Source organism: Streptomyces sp. NPDC028308, from assembly GCF_055565855.1.
In genome coordinates, this window is sequence record NZ_JBVHTO010000012.1 from 30,999 (window position 1) to 48,821 (window position 17,823).

At 72.0% G+C, this 17,823-nt stretch carries 11 protein-coding genes; 5 read left to right on the forward strand and 6 right to left on the reverse strand.

The features are described from left to right. Positions 1–96 precede the first annotated feature (96 nt). On the reverse strand, positions 97–3,012 hold the full coding sequence (locus ACZ4VA_RS27235; RefSeq protein WP_356174995.1) for a glycoside hydrolase family 48 protein: 2,916 nt from the start codon (positions 3,010–3,012) through the stop codon (positions 97–99). 253 nt (positions 3,013–3,265) lie between these two features. On the opposite strand from ACZ4VA_RS27235, the gene ACZ4VA_RS27240 reads away from it, so the two are divergent. The 3 genes from ACZ4VA_RS27240 to ACZ4VA_RS27250 all read left to right on the forward strand — a co-directional run bounded on the left by ACZ4VA_RS27240 (position 3,266) and on the right by ACZ4VA_RS27250 (position 7,560). Then, entirely contained in the window at positions 3,266–4,741 is a 1,476-nt protein-coding gene (locus ACZ4VA_RS27240) for a cellulose binding domain-containing protein (RefSeq protein WP_468082797.1), read from the forward strand. Between the two features lie 10 nt (positions 4,742–4,751). Then, the gene (locus ACZ4VA_RS27245) at positions 4,752–6,461 is read left to right on the forward strand and encodes a glycoside hydrolase family 6 protein (protein WP_355787896.1); all 1,710 of its coding nucleotides are present in this window, start codon (positions 4,752–4,754) and stop codon (positions 6,459–6,461) included. 187 nt (positions 6,462–6,648) lie between these two features. Next, positions 6,649–7,560: a class I SAM-dependent methyltransferase gene (locus tag ACZ4VA_RS27250; RefSeq protein ID WP_388902933.1), complete on the forward strand. Its 912-nt coding sequence runs from the start codon at positions 6,649–6,651 to the stop codon at positions 7,558–7,560. 153 nt (positions 7,561–7,713) lie between these two features. Here ACZ4VA_RS27250 and ACZ4VA_RS27255 read toward each other — a convergent pair whose 3' ends face one another. The 3 genes from ACZ4VA_RS27255 to ACZ4VA_RS27265 all read right to left on the reverse strand — a co-directional run bounded on the left by ACZ4VA_RS27255 (position 7,714) and on the right by ACZ4VA_RS27265 (position 10,705). Then, a complete protein-coding gene (locus tag ACZ4VA_RS27255; protein WP_388903380.1) occupies positions 7,714–8,505 on the reverse strand; it encodes an aldo/keto reductase in 792 nt (263 codons plus the stop codon). 236 nt (positions 8,506–8,741) lie between these two features. After that, positions 8,742–9,428, reverse strand: coding sequence for a response regulator transcription factor (locus tag ACZ4VA_RS27260; RefSeq protein ID WP_356175002.1), 687 nt, complete (start codon positions 9,426–9,428; stop codon positions 8,742–8,744). A 38-nt stretch (positions 9,429–9,466) separates the two neighbouring features. After that, positions 9,467–10,705 (reverse strand): sensor histidine kinase, encoded by a 1,239-nt coding sequence (locus ACZ4VA_RS27265; protein WP_356175005.1) that lies wholly within the window; start codon positions 10,703–10,705, stop codon positions 9,467–9,469. A 273-nt stretch (positions 10,706–10,978) separates the two neighbouring features. Between ACZ4VA_RS27265 and ACZ4VA_RS27270 the strand changes: the two genes are divergently transcribed. Together ACZ4VA_RS27270 and ACZ4VA_RS27275 are read left to right on the forward strand one after the other, a co-directional pair. Continuing rightward, complete coding sequence (locus tag ACZ4VA_RS27270; protein ID WP_356175008.1) at positions 10,979–11,761, forward strand: ABC transporter ATP-binding protein; 783 nt, start codon at positions 10,979–10,981, stop codon at positions 11,759–11,761. Then, entirely contained in the window at positions 11,761–14,334 is a 2,574-nt protein-coding gene (locus tag ACZ4VA_RS27275) for an FtsX-like permease family protein (RefSeq protein WP_468082801.1), read from the forward strand. The genes ACZ4VA_RS27270 and ACZ4VA_RS27275 overlap by 1 nt, the downstream gene beginning before the upstream one ends. 249 nt (positions 14,335–14,583) lie before the next feature. Here ACZ4VA_RS27275 and ACZ4VA_RS27280 read toward each other — a convergent pair whose 3' ends face one another. Further along, positions 14,584–16,410 (reverse strand): AMP-dependent synthetase/ligase, encoded by a 1,827-nt coding sequence (locus tag ACZ4VA_RS27280; RefSeq protein ID WP_356176366.1) that lies wholly within the window; start codon positions 16,408–16,410, stop codon positions 14,584–14,586. 645 nt (positions 16,411–17,055) lie between these two features. Then, the gene (locus ACZ4VA_RS27285; RefSeq protein ID WP_356176363.1) at positions 17,056–17,817 is read right to left on the reverse strand and encodes a thioesterase II family protein; all 762 of its coding nucleotides are present in this window, start codon (positions 17,815–17,817) and stop codon (positions 17,056–17,058) included. Between the last annotated feature and the right edge of the window lie 6 nt (positions 17,818–17,823).

A 17,823-nucleotide genomic window follows, 5' to 3' on the forward strand; every position in this document is an offset into this window, starting at 1 on the left:
CCGGGCGGTCCCTCGGTGCGGCGAGGGACCCGCCCGGCCCTGGCCCCGCCGGCCGTGGGACGGGCGGCGGGGCCTCGGTACGCGGAGCGAGCGGGGCTATTCGAGGAGCTCCGCGTACGAGCCCATGGCGAGTGCGATGTCCGCCTGGGCCCAGAACCGGTGGTACGTGAAGACGGGGGCGGCGCCGCCCGCGAGATAGCTCTCGATCTTCGACCAGGCCGGGTCGTTCTTGTAGAACGACCTGATCGAGGCGAAGGTCGACGAGGAGTTGACCGTGTCGCCGTTCGGCATCTTGCCGGTCCAGCCGCTCGGGACGTACACGCCGTCGTCGAAGCGGTTGTAGTCGGCGCGGGTCTCCGGGACGGCCACACCGAGGGCGTCCTGGTCGTGCTCCCACATGCCGTCGAGCAGGGCCTTCGCCGTCGTCTTCGCCTCGGTGTCACCGGACCGGTCGGCGTAGTACGTCAGGGTCTTGGCGTAGGCGGCCGCCACTCCGACGTCGTTCGTGTAGTCGGCGACGGTGACGTGCAGCCCGCTGTTGGCGCCCGGGCTGGACGCGCTCCAGGTGTCGGGCTTGCCGGACCACTTCAGCGTGGACGGGACCTGGAAGGTGCCGTCCGGGTTGACGGTCGTCTCGGACAGGGCCCAGTCGACCCACTTGTCGAGCACGGCCTTGGCGTCCGCGTCACCCGTCTGCTGGTAGTACTCGGCGACGCGTTCCATGGACCACGCCTGGAAGCCGAACCACTGGTTGGACGGCGGGTCGTGGTACACGGGCTTCTCGTCGTAGTACATGCCGTAGAAGGTGGGCGTCCCGGTCGGCGGGGTGGCGTACCGGCCGCCCCAGCTGTTGGTCGCGCCGCCCGCGATGGCGCCCTCGTCCGACTGCAGCCAGCGGTAGAACTCCAGCTGCCGGTCGAGCGACTTGGCCCAGTCCGCCTGCCCGGTCGCCGACTTGGGCTTCAGGTCGGCGTTCGAGCTGAGGGCGTAGGCGGCCAGGGGGTTCTGGTAGCCGCCGTGGGTGTGGCTGGAACCGATGCGCCAGGCCCAGCCCGCCGAGGTGTCGGTGGCGCCGCCCCAGGCGTAGTACCAGGACATCAGGTAGTGCGAGGCGTCCTTGCCGGTGCCGGCCGGGCACGCCGACGGCCCCACGCAGTTGCCGATCTTCTTGAAGTACTTGTCGTACATGGAGTAGCGCAGGTAGTCGCCCATCTTGGCGGCCTTGCCGACGGTCGCCGACACCTCGCCGCTCTTGCCCTGCTCCTTGGCCCAGACGTCGGCCCAGTAGGCCGCCTGCACGGCGCGTGCGTCGGCGTCGGGTGCGTTGGTGAACTTCCACTGCTTGGCGTAGGAGGCGTCCCCGGTGAACAGGTCCAGATAGCCGTTGGGGCCGCCGTACTTGAACGCGTCGCAGGTCGGCTGCGGGATCGTCTCGAAGACGGACTCCTGCGGTCCGCGCTGGAAGGTGTTGATGTACGAGGGTCCGGTGGCCGTGGGGCCCGCCTCGCACTTGCCGGGTTCGTTGCCGTAGCCGTAGACGTTGTCGACGTCCTGGAGCCAGTGCATGCCGTAGATGTCGTCCGTGCCGTACGCGCTCTTCAGCTCGCCGGCGATCGGGTCCGAACCGACCGGGACTCCGCTGTCGAGCTTGGCCGGGTACTCGTTCGGAGTGTCGTGCTCGGGGGCGTACGTCGCCGGCTTGGACGCGTTGTAGAAGGAGTTCGTCGGCTGGTCGGCGTGCGTGGGGATCATGTACTTCTCCATGATCGTCCACGCGGCGTTGAACTTGGACCAGTCGCCCGTGACCTTGCCGTACATGGCCTGCAGCCAGATCAGGTAGCTGTACGCCTCCGACGTCGTCTCGTGCCCGTGGTCCGGAGCCTCGACGATCAGCGTCTCGACCGAGTGGTAGGGGATGCCCTCGGGGGAGAAGTAGCCGTTCGCCGGATCGGTGATCTTGCCGTACAGCTCGAGGAACCGGGCGTCGTACTCCTTGGCCGCGGCCAGCTGTGTCACGGTGACCGTCGCCTTGGTGTGGCCGGTCGCGGACGCCGTGAAGGTCGCCGAACCGGTGCCCGAGGAGTCGGCGGTGACGGTCACCTTCTGCGCCGTGTTCCAGTTGGACGGCGTGAAGGTGAGCGAGGAGCCGCCCGTCACGGACAGACCCGTGTTCCCGTCGGTACGGGCCACGGAGACCGTGACGTTCGCATTCGGCTGCGTCGACAGCTTCACGTCGAACGTCCCGGACTTGCCCTGCTGGACACCGAGTTGGGCCGGCGAGGCGACGACGGCGGGCCCGGAGGCCACAGTGATGCCGACCGGCGTGGAGTCCGCCGAGGCGCCGAGACTGTCGTACGCCTTCGCGACCAGGGAGTGGCTGCCGGCCGTCAGCGAGCTGGTGGAGAGCGTGTACGGGGAGCTGGTGTCCGTGCCCAGCAGGGTCGTGTCGTCGTAGAACTCGACCTTGCTGACGGTGGCGTTGTCCGCCGCCGCGGCGGTGGCGGCCAGCGGGACCGGGTCGCCCTGTGTGTAGACGGCGCCCGCGGTGGGGGACGTCAGCACGGTGACCGGCGGCCGGTGCGCGCCGGCGCAGGTCGTGCCGTTCACGGCGAAGGAGGCGGGCGCGGTGTTGGTGCCGCTGTACGTGAACTGCGCGCCGGTGGTGACGGCGGCCCCGGCGGCGATCGTCCCGTTCCAGGAGGCGTTCTTCGCGGTGACCGTCTTGCCGGACTGCGACCAGGTGCCGTTCCAGCCGTTGGTGAGGGACTGGTTTCCGGTGTAGGCGTACGTCAGGGTCCAGCCGCTGATGGCGTCGGAGCCGCGGTTGGTGATCGTCAGATCCGCCGTGAAGCCGGAGCCCCAGTCGTTGGTCTTGTAGTCGACGCTGCACTGAACCGCCGCCGCCTGTGCGGTGGTCGTGCCGGTGCCGAGCATCGTGAGCGGCAGTGCCAGGGCCGCCGCGACGGCGGTCCACATCCGCCGCGCGGTGCGGCGTGCGGGTCTGGAGTGCATGTGCTGGTTCCTCCTTGCGGCTCGGAGAAGTGGGGGAGGAGCAACAAGCCTTGAACCAGTGGGAGCGCTCCCATGATGGGGAGGGGGGTGTGGGGGGTCAAGGTGCTTGAAGAGTCGAAATGATTCGATTGATCGACAGTGCGACCCCTCTGTTCTTCGCCGTGACTTGCCGCTACCTTCTTCGGCACCAGTGGGAGCGGTTCCATCAGTCGACGCGTCGAACACGACGCGCCCGAACTGCAAGGAGTCGCTCATGCGACACCCCCCGCGTTTGGCACTCTCAGTGGCCGGCATCGCGGTCGCCCTTGCCGGGACCGCGATCGCGCCGGTCGTCACGGCTTCAGGAGCCGCACCCGCGTGCACGGTGGAGTACTCCGTCACCAGCCAGTGGGACACCGGCTTCCAGGGTGCCGTGCGCATCACCAACAACAGCGCAGCGGTGAGCGGTTGGAGCCTCACCTTCGAACTCCCCGACGGTCGGAAGGTCAGCCAGGGCTGGAACGCCAAGTGGTCCCAGACCGGCTCGACCGTCACCGCGGCCAACGAGAGCTGGAACGGCTCGCTGGCCACGGGCGCCGAGGTCGGCGCCGGCTTCATCGCCTCCTCCACGGGAGGCGCCCCGACACCGACCGCGTTCCGGCTCAACGGCACGGTGTGCAACACGGACGCGGAGCCGTCACCGACTCCGTCGCCCACGCAGCCGCCGCCCTCCGGCGCGCCGCCCGCGCTGCACGTCGACGGCGACAAGCTCGTCGACACCGACGGCCGCACCCGCAGGCTGCTCGGCGTCAACCGCTCCGGCGGCGAGTTCATGTGCGTGCAGGGCCGTGGCATCTTCGACGGCCCGGTCGACGACGCGTCGGTGAAGGCGATCGCCGACTGGAAGGCGAACACGGTCCGCATTCCCCTCAACGAGGAGTGCTGGCTGGGACTTTCGAACATCGACCCCCGCTACGGAGGAGGTGACTACGTCGCCGCGGTCCGGGACCTCGTGTCCAGGATCGAGGCGCACGGCATGACACCGGTGCTCGAACTGCACTGGACGTACGGGCAGTACACCGGCAACTCGGCGGGCTGCTCGGACGTGCACGCCAGCTGCCAGAAACCGATGCCGGACGCCCGGTACGGACCCGCTTTCTGGGCGTCCGTCGCGAGCGCGTTCAAGGACGACCCGGCGGTGGCGTTCGACCTGTTCAACGAGCCCTACCCGGACCGCGCGACGTCCACCGCCGCCCAGGCGTGGACCTGCTGGCGGGACGGCGGGACCTGCCCCGGCATCGGCTACGAGGTCGCCGGCATGCAGGACCTGGTCGACGCCGTCCGCGGCACCGGCGCCAGGAACCTGATCCTGGCGGGCGGGCTCGCGTACTCGAACGACCTGAGCCAGTGGCTGACGTACCGGCCCAGCGACCCGGCGGGCAATCTCGCCGCGGCCTGGCACGTCTACAACTTCAACTCCTGCGCCACCGAGAGCTGCTGGAACTCCACACTCGCCCCCGTCGCCGAGCGGGTCCCGCTCGTGGCGGGCGAGATCGGCGAGAACACCTGCGCCCACTCCTTCGTCGACCGTGTCATGGCCTGGTTCGACGCTCGGAACCTCTCCTACCTGGGCTGGACCTGGAACACCTGGGACTGCTCCTCCGGCCCCTCCCTCATCTCCGACTACGACGGGACACCCACGTCCTACGGCACCGGGCTGCGCGACCACCTGCGCTCCCTCAACGGATAGGAACCCGCACATGAGCCGTACAAGAACAGCCCTCCTGGCGGCACTCGCCCTGGTCGCCGGCGGTTCGGGCACCGCCCTCGCGGCCGTCCCCGGCGACATCGGCCCCGCCGCCGTCCCCTGCACCGTCGACTACAAGGTGCAGAACCAGTGGGACTCCGGCTTCACCGCCGCCGTGACGGTGACCAACCACAGCGCCGCCAAGTCGTCCTGGGCGGTGAAGTGGTCGTACGCCGGCAACCAGAAGGTCACCTCGGGCTGGAACGCGAAGCTCAGCCAGAGCGGCACGGCCGTCACCGCCGCCAACGAGAGCTACAACGGCACGCTGGCCAACGGCGGTTCGGTCAGCTTCGGCTTCAACGCCTCGTACAGCGGCAGCAACGCGCTGCCCGCCACGTTCACCCTCGACGGCGTCACCTGCAACGTGGACGGCGGGGGCGGCACGGATCCGGACCCCGATCCCGAGCCGTCCGGACGCGCCGACAACCCGTACGCCGGTGCCAAGGTGTACGTGAACCCGGAGTGGGCGGCGAAGGCCGCCGCCGAGCCCGGGGGCAGCCGCATCGCCAACCAGCCGACCGGCGTCTGGCTCGACCGGATCGCCGCCATCGAGGGGGCCGGCGGCGGCATGGGGCTGCGGGACCACCTCGACGAGGCACTGAAGCAGAAGGGCTCCGGCGAGCTGGTCGTCCAGCTGGTCATCTACAACCTGCCCGGCCGGGACTGCGCCGCCCTCGCCTCCAACGGCGAACTCGGCCCGACGGAGATCGACAAGTACAGGACGCAGTACATCGACCCGATCGCGGCGATCCTCAAGGACAGCAAGTACGCGGGACTGCGGATCGTCACCACCGTCGAGATCGACTCGCTGCCCAACCTGGTCACGAACGTCACGCCGCGGGCCACCGCCACCCCCAACTGCGACACCATGAAGGCGAACGGCAACTACATCAAGGGCGTCGGCTACGCGCTGAACAAGCTCGGTGACGTGCCCAACGTCTACAACTACGTGGACGCCGGACACCACGGCTGGCTCGGCTGGGACGACAACTTCGGTCCCTCCGCCGACCTCTTCAAGCAGGCCGCCACCGCCGAGGGCGCCACGGTCGCCGACGTGCACGGCTTCATCGTCAACACCGCCAACTACAGCGCCCTGAAGGAGGACCACTTCACGGTCAACGACACCGTCAACGGCGCCTCGGTCCGCACCTCGAAGTGGATCGACTGGAACCGCTACGTGGACGAGCTGTCGTACGCCCAGGCCATGCGCAACCAGCTGGTCTCGATCGGCTTCGACTCCAAGCTCGGCATGCTGATCGACACCTCCCGCAACGGCTGGGGCGGCACGGCACGGCCCACCGGACCCGGCGCCCTGACCAACGTCGACACCTACGTCAACGGCGGCCGCTACGACCGGCGCATCCACCTCGGCAACTGGTGCAACCAGGCGGGTGCGGGCCTCGGTGAACGGCCGCAGGCGGCACCGGCGGCCGGGATCGACGCCTACGTGTGGATGAAGCCCCCGGGGGAGTCGGACGGTTCCAGCACCGCCATCGACAACGACGAGGGCAAGGGCTTCGACCGGATGTGCGACCCGACGTACACCGGCAACCCGCGGAACAACAACAACATGTCCGGCGCGCTGCCGAACGCCCCGCTGTCGGGCCACTGGTTCTCGGCACAGTTCCAGGAGCTCATGAAGAACGCCTACCCGGCGCTGTAGTCACCGGGTGAACGGGTCCGCCAGGAGCCGGCCGCGTGTGTCACGCGGGCCCCGGCCCCTGGCGGACCGCAGTCGTCCCGTCGCCGCTCGGTCCGACGCGACAGGTGCCGCCTCGTTCGCACCCTCTTGTTTGCCGTTCGCGCAACACGACTGGCCGTTTCCGGGAGGGGTGGAGCACGCTGTCCGCATGCCGAACGAGAGGCTCGCAGACATGGCGCACGCTCACCACCACGCCGGACCGTCCGGCCACGACCACACCGTCACGGACTTCGCCCAGATGCTGCCCCTGCTGGAGCAGGAGGCGGAACTCTTCACGCCCCTCTACACGAGCGCCGCGGCCTGGCTGCGGGAGCTGGAGCCGGAACCCGGGCTCGTCGTGGACGCGGGCAGCGGCCCCGGAGTCGTCTCGTGCCTGCTCGCCGAGACCTTCCCGCGGGCGCGTGTCGTCGCCGTCGACGCGGCGCAGGCGCTCCTCGACCGGGCCGCCGACCGCGCCGCCGACCGGGGCCTGACCGACCGCTTCAGCACCCTGAAGGCCGACCTCGCCGACGGGCTGGGCGACCTGGAGTACCCGGCGGACCTCCTGTGGGCGAGCAGGTCCCTGCACCACGTGGGCGACCAGCGGGCCGCCCTCGCCGGGTTCGCGCGGAGCCTCGCGCCCGGCGGCACGCTCGCCCTGCTGGAGGGCGGCCTCGCCCCGCGCTTCCTGCCGCGCGCCATCGGCATCGGCCGCCCGGGGCTCCAGTCCCGGCTGGACGCCGTGCAGGAGCACTGGTTCGAGGAGATGCGCGCGGATCTGCCCGGCGCCGTGTCCGAGACGGAGGACTGGCCCGCCCTGCTGACCGCTGTGGGCCTGCGGCACGTGGCGACGCGCACGTTCCTGCTCGACCTTCCCGCACCGCTGTCCGAGCAGGGCCGCGCCTTCGTCGTCACCTCGCTGACCCGCCGTCGCGAGGGCCTCGCCGACGGTCTCGGCGCCGAGGACCTGGCGACCCTCGACCGGCTCCTCGACCCGGACGACAAGGCGAGCGTGCACCACCGCCCGGACGTGTTCCTGCTGACGGCGCAGACCGTCCACGTCGGGGTGAAGGCGGAGTAGCCAGCACCGGACGCCTTGGCACCGGGCGCGTCCCGTGCCCCGACAGCGCGGCGGGCGGGCGCCCCGGTGGTGAAGCCGGGGCGCCCGCCCGAATGTGTTCCGCCGACGGGGCGCCGGGTGCGTGTCCCGGCGGCCGTCAGGACGTGCCGTGTCTCAGACGACGTCGAAGGAGGCCGGGTCGGGGCCGATGCGGCGGCTCTCGTCGAGCGCGCTGATCGCCGCCATGTCCTCGGCGTCCAGCTCGAAGTCGAAGACCTCGATGTTCTCCCGGATCCGCGACGGCGTCACGGACTTGGGGATCACCACGTTGCCGAGCTGGAGGTGCCAGCGCAGCACGACCTGGGCCGGCGTGCGCTCGTGCTTGCGGGCGATGGCGACGATCGCCGGGACCTCCAGCAGGCCCTTGCCCTGGCCGAGCGGGGACCAGGCCTCCGTGGCGATGCCGTGCTGGGAGTGGTACGCGCGGGACTCGCCCTGCTGGAGGTGCGGGTGCAGCTCGATCTGGTTGACCGCCGGGACGACGGACGTCTCGGCGATCAGCTTGTCCAGGTGCTCCGGAAGGAAGTTGGAGACACCGATGGCCTTGGCGCGGCCGTCCGCGTGGATCTTCTCGAACGCCTTGTACGTGTCGACGTAGGTGCCCCGGGAGGGCAGCGGCCAGTGGATCAGGTACAGGTCCACGTAGTCGAGGCCGAGCTTCTCCAGGGACGTGTCGAAGGCACGCAGGGTGGAGTCGTACCCCTGGTCGCTGTTCCAGAGCTTGGTGGTGACGAAGAGGTCCGCACGCGGGACGCCGGCCGAGGCGATCGCCTTGCCCGTGCCCTCCTCGTTGCCGTAGATCGCCGCGGTGTCGATGCTGCGGTACCCGGCCTCCAGCGCCGTGGTGACGGCCCGCTCCGCCTCGTCGTCCGGGACCTGCCAGACGCCGAAGCCCAGCTGCGGCATCTCGACACCGTTGTTCAGGATGATCGGGGGGACCTTGCTCACGAGCTCTCGATCCTTCAGTTCGTCGGGTGGTACTCCCATCGTCAACGATCACAGCGCGTGATGCATTCCTGAGCGCCCAAAACGCTCGGGGATGAGCGATGAGAACCGGATATTGGCCGGAAATGGCCCCGAAGTGCGGGGACGCGGCCCGTGACCGGCCCGGCACGCCCGTCGGCGGACGCGTCCGGGGCCGCTCAGCCGGGGTCGGCCGGGCGGGCCGCACGGGGTGCGACCAGCCCGCAGTCGTACGCGAGGACCACGGCCTGCACCCGGTCCCGCAGCCCGAACTTCTCCAGGATGTGCGCGACATGGCTCTTCACGGTCGTCTCCCCGATCCCGAGGTCCCCGCCGATCTCCGCGTTCGACAGCCCCCGGGCCAGGGCGCGCAGCACGTCCAGCTCGCGCGCCGTCAGCACGTCGAGCCGCGGCGGCACCGCAGGCGCCGTGTCGGAGGGCATGGCGGCGAAGCGGTCCAGGAGCCGGCGGGTGACGCGGGGAGCGAGCACGGCGTCGCCGGTGGCCACCGTACGGATCGACTCCACCAGGGAGTCCGCCGGCCCGTCCTTCACCAGGAAGCCGCTCGCCCCGGCCCGCAGCGCGTCCACGACGTGGGCGTCCAGGTCGAAGGTGGTGAGGATGATGACGTGGGTGGACGGGTTGCTCCGGACGATGAGGTCGGTGGCCTCCACCCCGTCCATGTGCGGCATCCGGATGTCCATGAGGACGACGTCGGGCGAGTGCCGCGCGGTCTCGGCGACGGCCTCCCGGCCGTCGGCCGCCTCAGCGACGACCTCGATGTCCCCTTCGGCCTCCAGGATGAGCCGGAAACCCGTCCGGATCATGGGCTGGTCATCGGCCAGCAGAACGGTGATGGGACGCATACGGTTCGGTTCCTCCGTCGGGGTGCCGCGGTGCGGGATCACCGCAGGTCGAGTACGGCGTGCACGCAGAAGCCGCCACCGGGCCGCAGCCCGGTGTGCAGGGTGCCGCCCACGGCGGCGATCCGCTCCCGCATGCCGACCAGTCCGTGCCCGGTGCCGTGCGCGCTCGCCGCGGGGACCCGGACGGGCGGCGAGGCGTCGGTCCGGCCGTCGTCGCAGATCCGCAGACTGAGCCGCCGCGGCCCGTCCTCCCAGGCGAGACGCACCCGGGCGCGGGTGGAACCGGCGTGCTTCAGGGTGTTCGTCAGCGCTTCCTGCACGACCCGGTAGGCCGTCAGATGGGTACCGGCCGGCAGGGGGACCGCCGAACCCGTCACCCCGAAGTCGACGTCCAGACCGGCGGCGCGCACCGACTCGATCAGGGCGGGGAGCGCGTCGACGGTCGGCTGCGGCGGCTCCTTCGAGGGATCGGCCCCGGCCTCCTCGTCGGTGCGCAGCACGTCCAGCAGGCGGCGCAGCTCCGTGACGGTGGCGCGGCCGGTCTGCTCGACCGCCGCGTGCAGCTCGTGCGCCTTCGCCGGGGTCCGGTCCTGCACCCGGTCCGCGGCGATCGTCTGCACGACCATGAGGCTCACGTTGTGGGCGACGATGTCGTGCAGCTCGCGGGCGATGCGGGCCCGCTCGTGCATCACCGCCGCCCGGGCGTTGGCGGCCTGCTCCCGCTCCAGCGCGGCCGCGCGCTCCACGGCCTCGTCCCGGATCGCGGCCCGCGCCCGCGCCAGGCGGCCCAGTGCCCAGGCGGCCAGCAGGAGCACGGCCACGGTCAGGAACGCGGTGATCCGGTGCCCCGCCGGCGCGAGCAGCGCCTCCAGCAGGGCGTCGAGCGGGATGAACACCGCCGCCACCAGGGTGGTGACCCGGGGCCCGCGGCGCGCGGCGGTGAGGAACACGGCCGTCGCGACGGCCAGGTACGTGGGCCCGATCGACGTGCCGTCCGGCCCCGCGAGATGAGGCACGTACTCCAGCGCCTGGAGCGTGGTCGCCGCCGACGCCGTGACCAGCAGACTCGCCAGGGGCAGTCTGCGGTGCACGGTGAACGGCAGCGCCGTCAGCAGCACGAGGACGAACCACCAGGCGTCCGGCGACCGCAGCTGGGGACCGTCCGCGGGGATCACCGCGGGCAGCGCGAGACAGCCGCCCGCCGCCAGGACGGCCAGCCCCGTGTCGGCCAGCGCGGCCTGTAGGCCCCCTCCGGCCGGGGAGCTCATCGCTTTCATGCCTCAACCCTAGAGCGGCGCCCGTCCCGGACCGCCGTACCCAGGGTGGAGCCGCCCCCGCCCCCGTCCTCCCTGCCGTCCCCTCCTCAAGGAGGAGACGGCCCCCGCCGGCCGGGGCGCACACCCGCATCCCCTCCTCCCGGCGGCCGAGCCCGGCCGCCCCCCTCCACCGGCCGGCGGAGGCCCCGATTCGACGCGGGGACGGAGGCCGCGGGGCGTTTCCGGCGATGGACTCGGAGTACCACCCGCCGCCCCCCACCCAGCGAGGACCCCATGCTCGGAGCACGCACCCGCAGGACACCGGCGTCCGCCCCCCTCCGCACCACCGACAGCGCCGTACGACTGACCCGCGTGACCAAGCGCTACGGCCACGGTGACGCGGCGGCGGTCGCCCTCGACGACGTCAGCCTGGGGATACCCCCCGGCACCTTCACGGCCGTCATGGGGCCCTCCGGCTCGGGCAAGAGCACCTTCCTGCACTGCGCCGCCGGACTCGACCGGCCCACGTCCGGCACCGTCCACCTCAACGGCCAGGACCTCGGGGAACTCGACGAGACCCGGCTGACCGAGTACCGCAGGACCCGCGTCGGCTTCGTCTTCCAGGCGTTCAACCTGCTGCCCTCCCTCACGGTCGAGCAGAACATCACCCTGCCCCTGAGGCTGGCCGGGACCGCCGCCGACAACGTGTCCGTGCACAGCGTCGCGGACGGCGTCGGCCTCACCGGCCTGCTGCGCCGCCGGCCCGCCGAGCTCTCCGGGGGACAGCAGCAGCGGGTGGCGATCGCCCGGGCGCTGATCACCCGGCCCGAGGTGGTCTTCGCCGACGAGCCCACCGGCGCCCTGGACCCCGACACCGCGCAGGACATCCTGCTCCTGTTGCGGCAGGCGGTCACCGACCTGCATCAGACCGTCGTCATGGTCACCCACGATCCGGTGGCGGCCGAGCACACCGACCGGGCCCTCCTCCTGTCCGCCGGACGCGTCGTGCGGCACGTCGACCGCCCCTCCGCCGACCAGGTCAGGGACGCCATGTCCGAGCTGCGGAGGACCCGCTGATGCTGCGCCTCGCCCTCGCGACCCTGCGCGCCCGCAAGGGTGCCTTCGCCGCGAGCTTCCTAGCCCTCCTGCTCGCCGCGGCCGTCGTCAGCGCCTGCGGGGTGCTGCTGGAGTCAGGTCTGCGCTCCGGCCTGCCGCCCGAGCGCTACGAGAAGGCGTCGCTGATCGTCGCCGGCCGGCAGCGGGCGGAAGTCGACGTGAGGTCCGCCGACGGCTCCACCTACCGCAGCTCCCGGCCGCTGTCCGAGCGGCTCCGGCTGCCCGCCTCCCTCGGGGACGACCTCGCCGCCGTCGACGGCGTCGCCTCCGTGACGGCGGACCGCGGCGCCACGGTCCGGCTGCTCGACGGCGACCGGACCGTCGGCGGACGCAACGGCGCGTCGCCCCGGCTGCACAACTGGGACGGTCTCTCGCTCGGCGGCTTCCGCCTCGCCTCGGGCGGCCCGCCGCACGGCGCCCGCGAGGTGGTCCTGGACTCCGACCTCGCCGCCCGCGGCGACCTGCGGGTCGGCTCCGACGTACGGCTCATGACGTCCTCGACCCCGGTCACCTTCCACGTGTCCGGGCTCGTCGCCCTGGACGGCGGCCGGACCCCGCGCCAGTCGGTGCTGTTCGCCGCCGACCCCGCGCTCCACCGGCTCGCCCCCGGCACCGCGCGCCAGGCGGACGCCTTCGGGGTGGTCACCGCCCCCGGTGTCCCGCTGTCCCGGGTCACCGCGCGGATCGAACGCGCGCTGACCGGCGAGTCCGTCTCCGTGTACGCCGGTGACGACCGCGGCCGGGCCGAGTTCACCGACCTCGCCGTCGGCGCGGCGAACGTGGTCGAGCTGGCCACCGGCATCGGCGGGAACGTCCTGCTGGTGGCCGTCTTCGTACTGTGCGCCACCACATCCCTGGCGATCCGCCACCGCCGCCGGGAACTCGCGCTGCTGCGGGCCGTCGGCACCACACCGCGCCAGCTGCACCGCATGATCGCCGCGGAGTCCGCGACGGCGGGCCTGGTCGCGGGCGTCTTCGGCTGCCCGCTCGGGGTGGGCGTCGTGCACTGGCTCAGTTCGCAGTTCGCCGGCCGGGGCATCGTGCCGCCCGACTTCCGCCCGGTGATCGGCCCGCTGCCGTTCCTGGCCGCCGTCGCCGCGACCGTGGCCACCGCCGTGACGGCCGGCTTCGTCGCCTCCCGGCGGGCGGCCCGTATCCGCCCCACCGAGGCGCTCGGGGAGGCTGCGGTCGAACCCGCCCGGCTCGGCCGCGGGCGCACCGTCACCGGCGGTGCCCTGCTGGTCCTGGCCGTCGCCGTGTTCGGCCTGGGCCTCGGGTACCGGGCCGACTTCCTGACCCTGGTGGGACTGGCCAACTCCCTGGTGCTGCTCCTCGCCGTCACCGTCGCCGTGCTCGGCCCGCTGCTCACCCGTACGGCGGTCCGGCTGCTCGCGCCGGCGCTGAACCGGACGGGTGTCGCCGGCTGGCTCGCCGCGGCCAACTCCCGCAGCGCGGCGGCCCGTACGGCCGCCGCCGTCACCCCGCTCGTCCTGGCCGTCTCCTTCGCGGCGACGGTGGTGTTCACCCAGACCACGCAGCTGGACGAGGCGGCCGAGCAGGTCCGTTCCGGCACCGTCGCCGACCGCGTCCTGACCGCACCGGCCGGAGTGTCCCCCCAACTGGCGCGCGAGGCAGCGGAGTTGCCCGGCGTGAAGGCCGCGACGGGCGTCGTGCGCTCCAAGGTCGTCGGGGTGGGCTCGATGCTGGGCGAACAGGAGACCGTGTCGCTGAGCGCGCAGGGCGTGCGGCCCCGGGCGCTGGCCGACACACTCGACCTCGACGCGCGCGAGGGCGACCTGTCCTCCCTCGCGCCGGACACGGTGGCCCTCAGTACGACGGCGGCCTCGTGGCTGGGGCTGGACGTCGGCGACCGGGCACACCTGCGGCTGGGGGACGGCACGGCCTTCGAGGGGAAGGTGATCGCCCTCTACGGCAGGGGGTCCGGTTTCGCCGACCTCACCTTCGACCACGACCTGCTGCTGTCCCACACCACCGACCGCGTCGACCAGTCCGTCCTGGTCCGCTCGGAGCCGGGCGCCGCCGGCACCGGACGCCGGCTCGCCGCGCTCGCGCACGACTACCCGGGCACCGTCCTCGGCGACGCCCTCGCGGCGGATCAGCAGATCGAGGAGCAGCGGGCCACGGCGTGGGTGAACTACGTGGTGGTCGGCCTGATCATCGGCTACACCGCCATCACCGTGGTGAACACCCAGGCCATGAACACCGTCGCCCGCAGGCGGGAGTTCGCCCTCCTCAGGCTGACCGGCACGAGCCGTTCGCAGGTGCTCGGCATGATGCGCCGGGAGAGCCTGACGGTGGTGGCCGTCGGCGCCGTGGTGGGCGTCCTCGCGTCCGTGCCGCCGCTGGTGCTCGTCGCGACGGCGCTGACCGGCGGACCGCTGCCGACCGCCCCGGTCCTCGGCTGGGTGGCCGTCCTCGGCTCCACCGCCGTATTGACCTTGGCCGGGACGATGCTCCCCACGCGCCTCGTGCTGCGGGCACGTCCGGCGGACGCGATCGGGGCGAGGGAGTAGGAGCACGGCACCGGGGCGCAGGGACGGTACGAGGCCGCCGCGCGCCGAGGCGGGGGCGGAGTACGGGAGGCATCCCGGGCCGGGAAAGCGGGCGATCCGGCGACGGGCACGGGTCGGCGGAACCCGCTTTCCCCGAGGCCAGCCACCCATCAGCCGTGTGAACAGCCCTGCGGGTCAATACACCTAGGGCCTGTCGTTTGGATCAGGTCGGCCGTGACAGACGGGTCGGCCTGATCCAAACGACAGGCCCTAGGCCCGGTACAGCGCCTCGACCTCGGAGAGGTACGCCTTCTCGATGGCCTTCCGCTTCAGCTTGAGGGAAGGCGTCAGCAGCCCCTGCTCCTCGGTGAACTGGTGGGCCAGTATCCGGAAGGTACGGATGGACTCCGCCTGCGAGACCAGCGTGTTGGCGGCGACCACGGCACGCCGCACCTCGGTCTCCAGGTCGGCGTCGCGCACCAGCTCGGACGGGGTCATCTGCTGCTTGCCGCGCATCTGGAGCCAGTGCTCGACGGCCTCCGAGTCGAGGGTGACGAGGGCCGCGATGTACGGCCGGTCGTTGCCGACGACGATGCACTGGGCGACCAGCGGGTGGTCGCGCACCCGCTCCTCCAGCACTCCGGGCGAGACGCTCTTGCCGCCGGAGGTCACCAGGATCTCCTTCTTGCGGCCGGTGATCGTGAGATAGCCGTCCTCGTCGAGGGAACCGAGGTCGCCGGTGGCCAGCCACCCGTCGTGCAGGGTGGCGTCGGTGGCCTTGGTGTCGTTCAGGTAGCCCTGGAACACGTTGCCGCCGCGCAGCCAGATCTCGCCGTCGTCCGCGATGTGCACGGTGGTGCCCGGGATGGCCTGCCCCACGGTGCCGAACCGGGTGCGCTCGGGCGGGTTGGCGGTCGCCGCCGCCGTGGACTCGGTGAGCCCGTAGCCCTCGAAGATGGTGACCCCGGCGCCCGCGAAGAACAGGCCGAGCCTGCGGTCCATCGCCGAGCCGCCCGACATGGCGTGCTTGACCCGGCCGCCCATCGCCGCGCGCACCTTGGCGTAGACGAGCTTGTCGAAGACCTGGTGCTGCATCCGCAGGGCGGCGGAGGGGCCCGGGCCGATGCCCCAGGCCTTCGCCTCGATCGCGTCGGCGTAACGGACGGCGACGTCGACGGCCTTCTCGAAGGCAGCCGCCCTGCCCTCCTTCTCCGCCTTGCGGCGGGCCGCGTTGAAGACCTTCTCGAAGATGTACGGCACCGCGAGGAAGAAGGTCGGCCGGAAGGCGGCGAGGTCGGGCAGCAGGGCCGACGCGTTGAGCTGCGGCTGGTGCCCGAACCGGACCCGGCCCCGGACCGCGGCGACCTGCACCATCCGCCCGAAGACGTGCGCGAGCGGCAGGAACAGCAGCGTGGCCGCCTCGTCCCCGCGCTTGGAGTGGAAGACGGGCTCCCACCTGTCGATGACGGTGTCCGCCTCGAACATGAAGTTGGCGTGGGTGAGCACGCAGCCCTTGGGGCGGCCGGTGGTGCCCGAGGTGTAGATGACGGTCGCGACCGACTCGGGGGTGACCGCGCGCCGGTGCCGGTGCACGACCTCGTCGTCCATGTGCGCGCCGGCCTCGTACAGCTCCTGCACGGCGCCCGCGTCGAGCTGCCACAGCTTGTGCAGCTGCGGCAGCCGGTCCACGACCGTGGCGATCGTCATCGCGTGGTCCTCGTGCTCGACCATGACGGCCGCGACCTGCGCGTCGTGCAGCATCCAGAAGACCTGCTCGGCGGACGAGGTCGGGTAGACGGGCACGACCTGCGCGCCGATCGTCCACAGCGCGTAGTCGAAGAGCGTCCACTCGTACCGGGTGCGGCACATGATCGCGACGCGGTCGCCGAAGCGGACGCCCTGGGCGAGGAGCCCCTTGGACAGGGCCAGCACCTCGTCGCGGAACTCGGCGGCGGTCACGTCACGCCACTGCCCCCGCTCGTCCTTGCGGCCGAGGGCGACGCGCAGCGGGTCCTCCTGCGCATGGTCGAACACGACGTCGGCCAGACCGCCCACGGGCGGCGGCGACGCCGGCGGAGGGTTGGTGAACTCGCGCAAACCCGCTCCTTGTGGCGCTCGGCACAGCGCCGTGAAAGCTACCCCACCCCGGGAGCGGACGGGAGGGGGGCCGAGTAGCGGGACACCACGCCGTACGCACAGGTCAGCCGAGAAAATGCGCGCACATGGGGAAGGGGCGGACAGATTACTTACGGCTCGGTAAGTTTCGGTGGCGTAATCTCCACGGAATCTGTACGACCCGCTCACCGGGCTGGCCGCCCCGGGTCCCGGGCGCGGAATCCGGGGTTCCAGGAGCCGCGTTTCCCGTCGGCCGACCGCGACGGAACCATTGAAGCCCAGGTCAGCGCCTTGCCGCTACGGTGCCGTGGTCTCGCGTCGCGAGGGCTCGGTCACGCCCGGCTCGGGACGCGGCGCCCGCGCGGACACCAGTACCAGCGCCACCGTGGCCACCCCCGTTACACCGAGGCGTCCACCGCCCTCACACCGTCCGGCCCCGCCGCCGTCACATCGGCCGAGACCGACGCCCGTCCAGCCTCGACAGGAACGCGGTGGGGGCGGCCGTACGCTCCGCGCCCGCCGGTACCCGACGCCGCCCTGCCGCCACCGTCCCGGGTATGCCGGTGGCGGGGGACGGGCGGTTCGTCGAGTGGGACCTGTGGCCCGGCGACCGCGTGGTGCGCGAGGTCAGGAAGCGGCGGCCTCGGTGAGCAGCCCCTCGGCTAGGGCCGCGGCGACCTCGCCGAGGTGGTCGAAGAGGTAGAAGTGACCGCCGGGGAAGACCTTCAGGTCGAACGCGCCGGTGGTGTGCGCGGCCCACGTCCGGGCCTGCCGCTCGTTCACCATCGGGTCGCTGTCCCCGATCAGGGCCGTCACCGGGGCGGCGATCGGCTCACCGGCCTGCCAGCGGTAGGTGCCGAGGGCGCCGTAGTCGGCCCGCAGCGCCGGCATCACCAGCTCCAGGATGTCGGGGTCCTCCAGCATGGCCTGGTCGGTGCCGCCGAGCCTGCGCACGTCGGCCAGCACGTCGGCGTCGTCGTAGAGGTGGTAGGGGACGTCGTTGGGGGTGTCCGGCGCGCCCCGGCCGGACACGAACAGCCGCTGGGGGCCCGGCAGTCCGTCCCGGGCGAGCAGCCGCGCGGTCTCGAACGCGACGAGCGAGCCCATGCTGTGCCCGAACAGGGCGTACGGCCGCGCGCCGCCCGCGGCCAGTTCGCGGGCCAGCTCCTCGGCGACCGCCTCCGCGAGCGCGGTGAGAGCGGTGAACGGCTCCTCGCGGTAACGGTCCTGACGCCCCGGATACTGCACGCACACCACGTCGACGTGCCCCGGCAAGGCGTGCGTCAGGTCCTTGAAGGCCGTCGCGGAGCCCCCCGCGTGCGGGAAGCACACGAGCCGCGGCCCGTCTCCCGTGACCGTGGTGAAGCGTCGGAACCACGTGCTGTTCACTGTCGG

Bases quoted from the DNA above. Each gene is read 5' to 3' on its own strand.
- ACZ4VA_RS27235 (WP_356174995.1), bottom strand. From the start codon at position 3,012: ATGCACTCCAGACCCGCACGCCGCACCGCGCGGCGGATGTGGACCGCC.
- ACZ4VA_RS27240 (WP_468082797.1), top strand. From the start codon at position 3,266: ATGCGACACCCCCCGCGTTTGGCACTCTCAGTGGCCGGCATCGCGGTC.
- ACZ4VA_RS27245 (WP_355787896.1), top strand. From the start codon at position 4,752: ATGAGCCGTACAAGAACAGCCCTCCTGGCGGCACTCGCCCTGGTCGCC.
- ACZ4VA_RS27250 (WP_388902933.1), top strand. From the start codon at position 6,649: ATGCCGAACGAGAGGCTCGCAGACATGGCGCACGCTCACCACCACGCC.
- ACZ4VA_RS27255 (WP_388903380.1), bottom strand. From the start codon at position 8,505: ATGCCGCAGCTGGGCTTCGGCGTCTGGCAGGTCCCGGACGACGAGGCG.
- ACZ4VA_RS27260 (WP_356175002.1), bottom strand. From the start codon at position 9,428: ATGCGTCCCATCACCGTTCTGCTGGCCGATGACCAGCCCATGATCCGG.
- ACZ4VA_RS27265 (WP_356175005.1), bottom strand. From the start codon at position 10,705: ATGAAAGCGATGAGCTCCCCGGCCGGAGGGGGCCTACAGGCCGCGCTG.
- ACZ4VA_RS27270 (WP_356175008.1), top strand. From the start codon at position 10,979: ATGCTCGGAGCACGCACCCGCAGGACACCGGCGTCCGCCCCCCTCCGC.
- ACZ4VA_RS27275 (WP_468082801.1), top strand. From the start codon at position 11,761: ATGCTGCGCCTCGCCCTCGCGACCCTGCGCGCCCGCAAGGGTGCCTTC.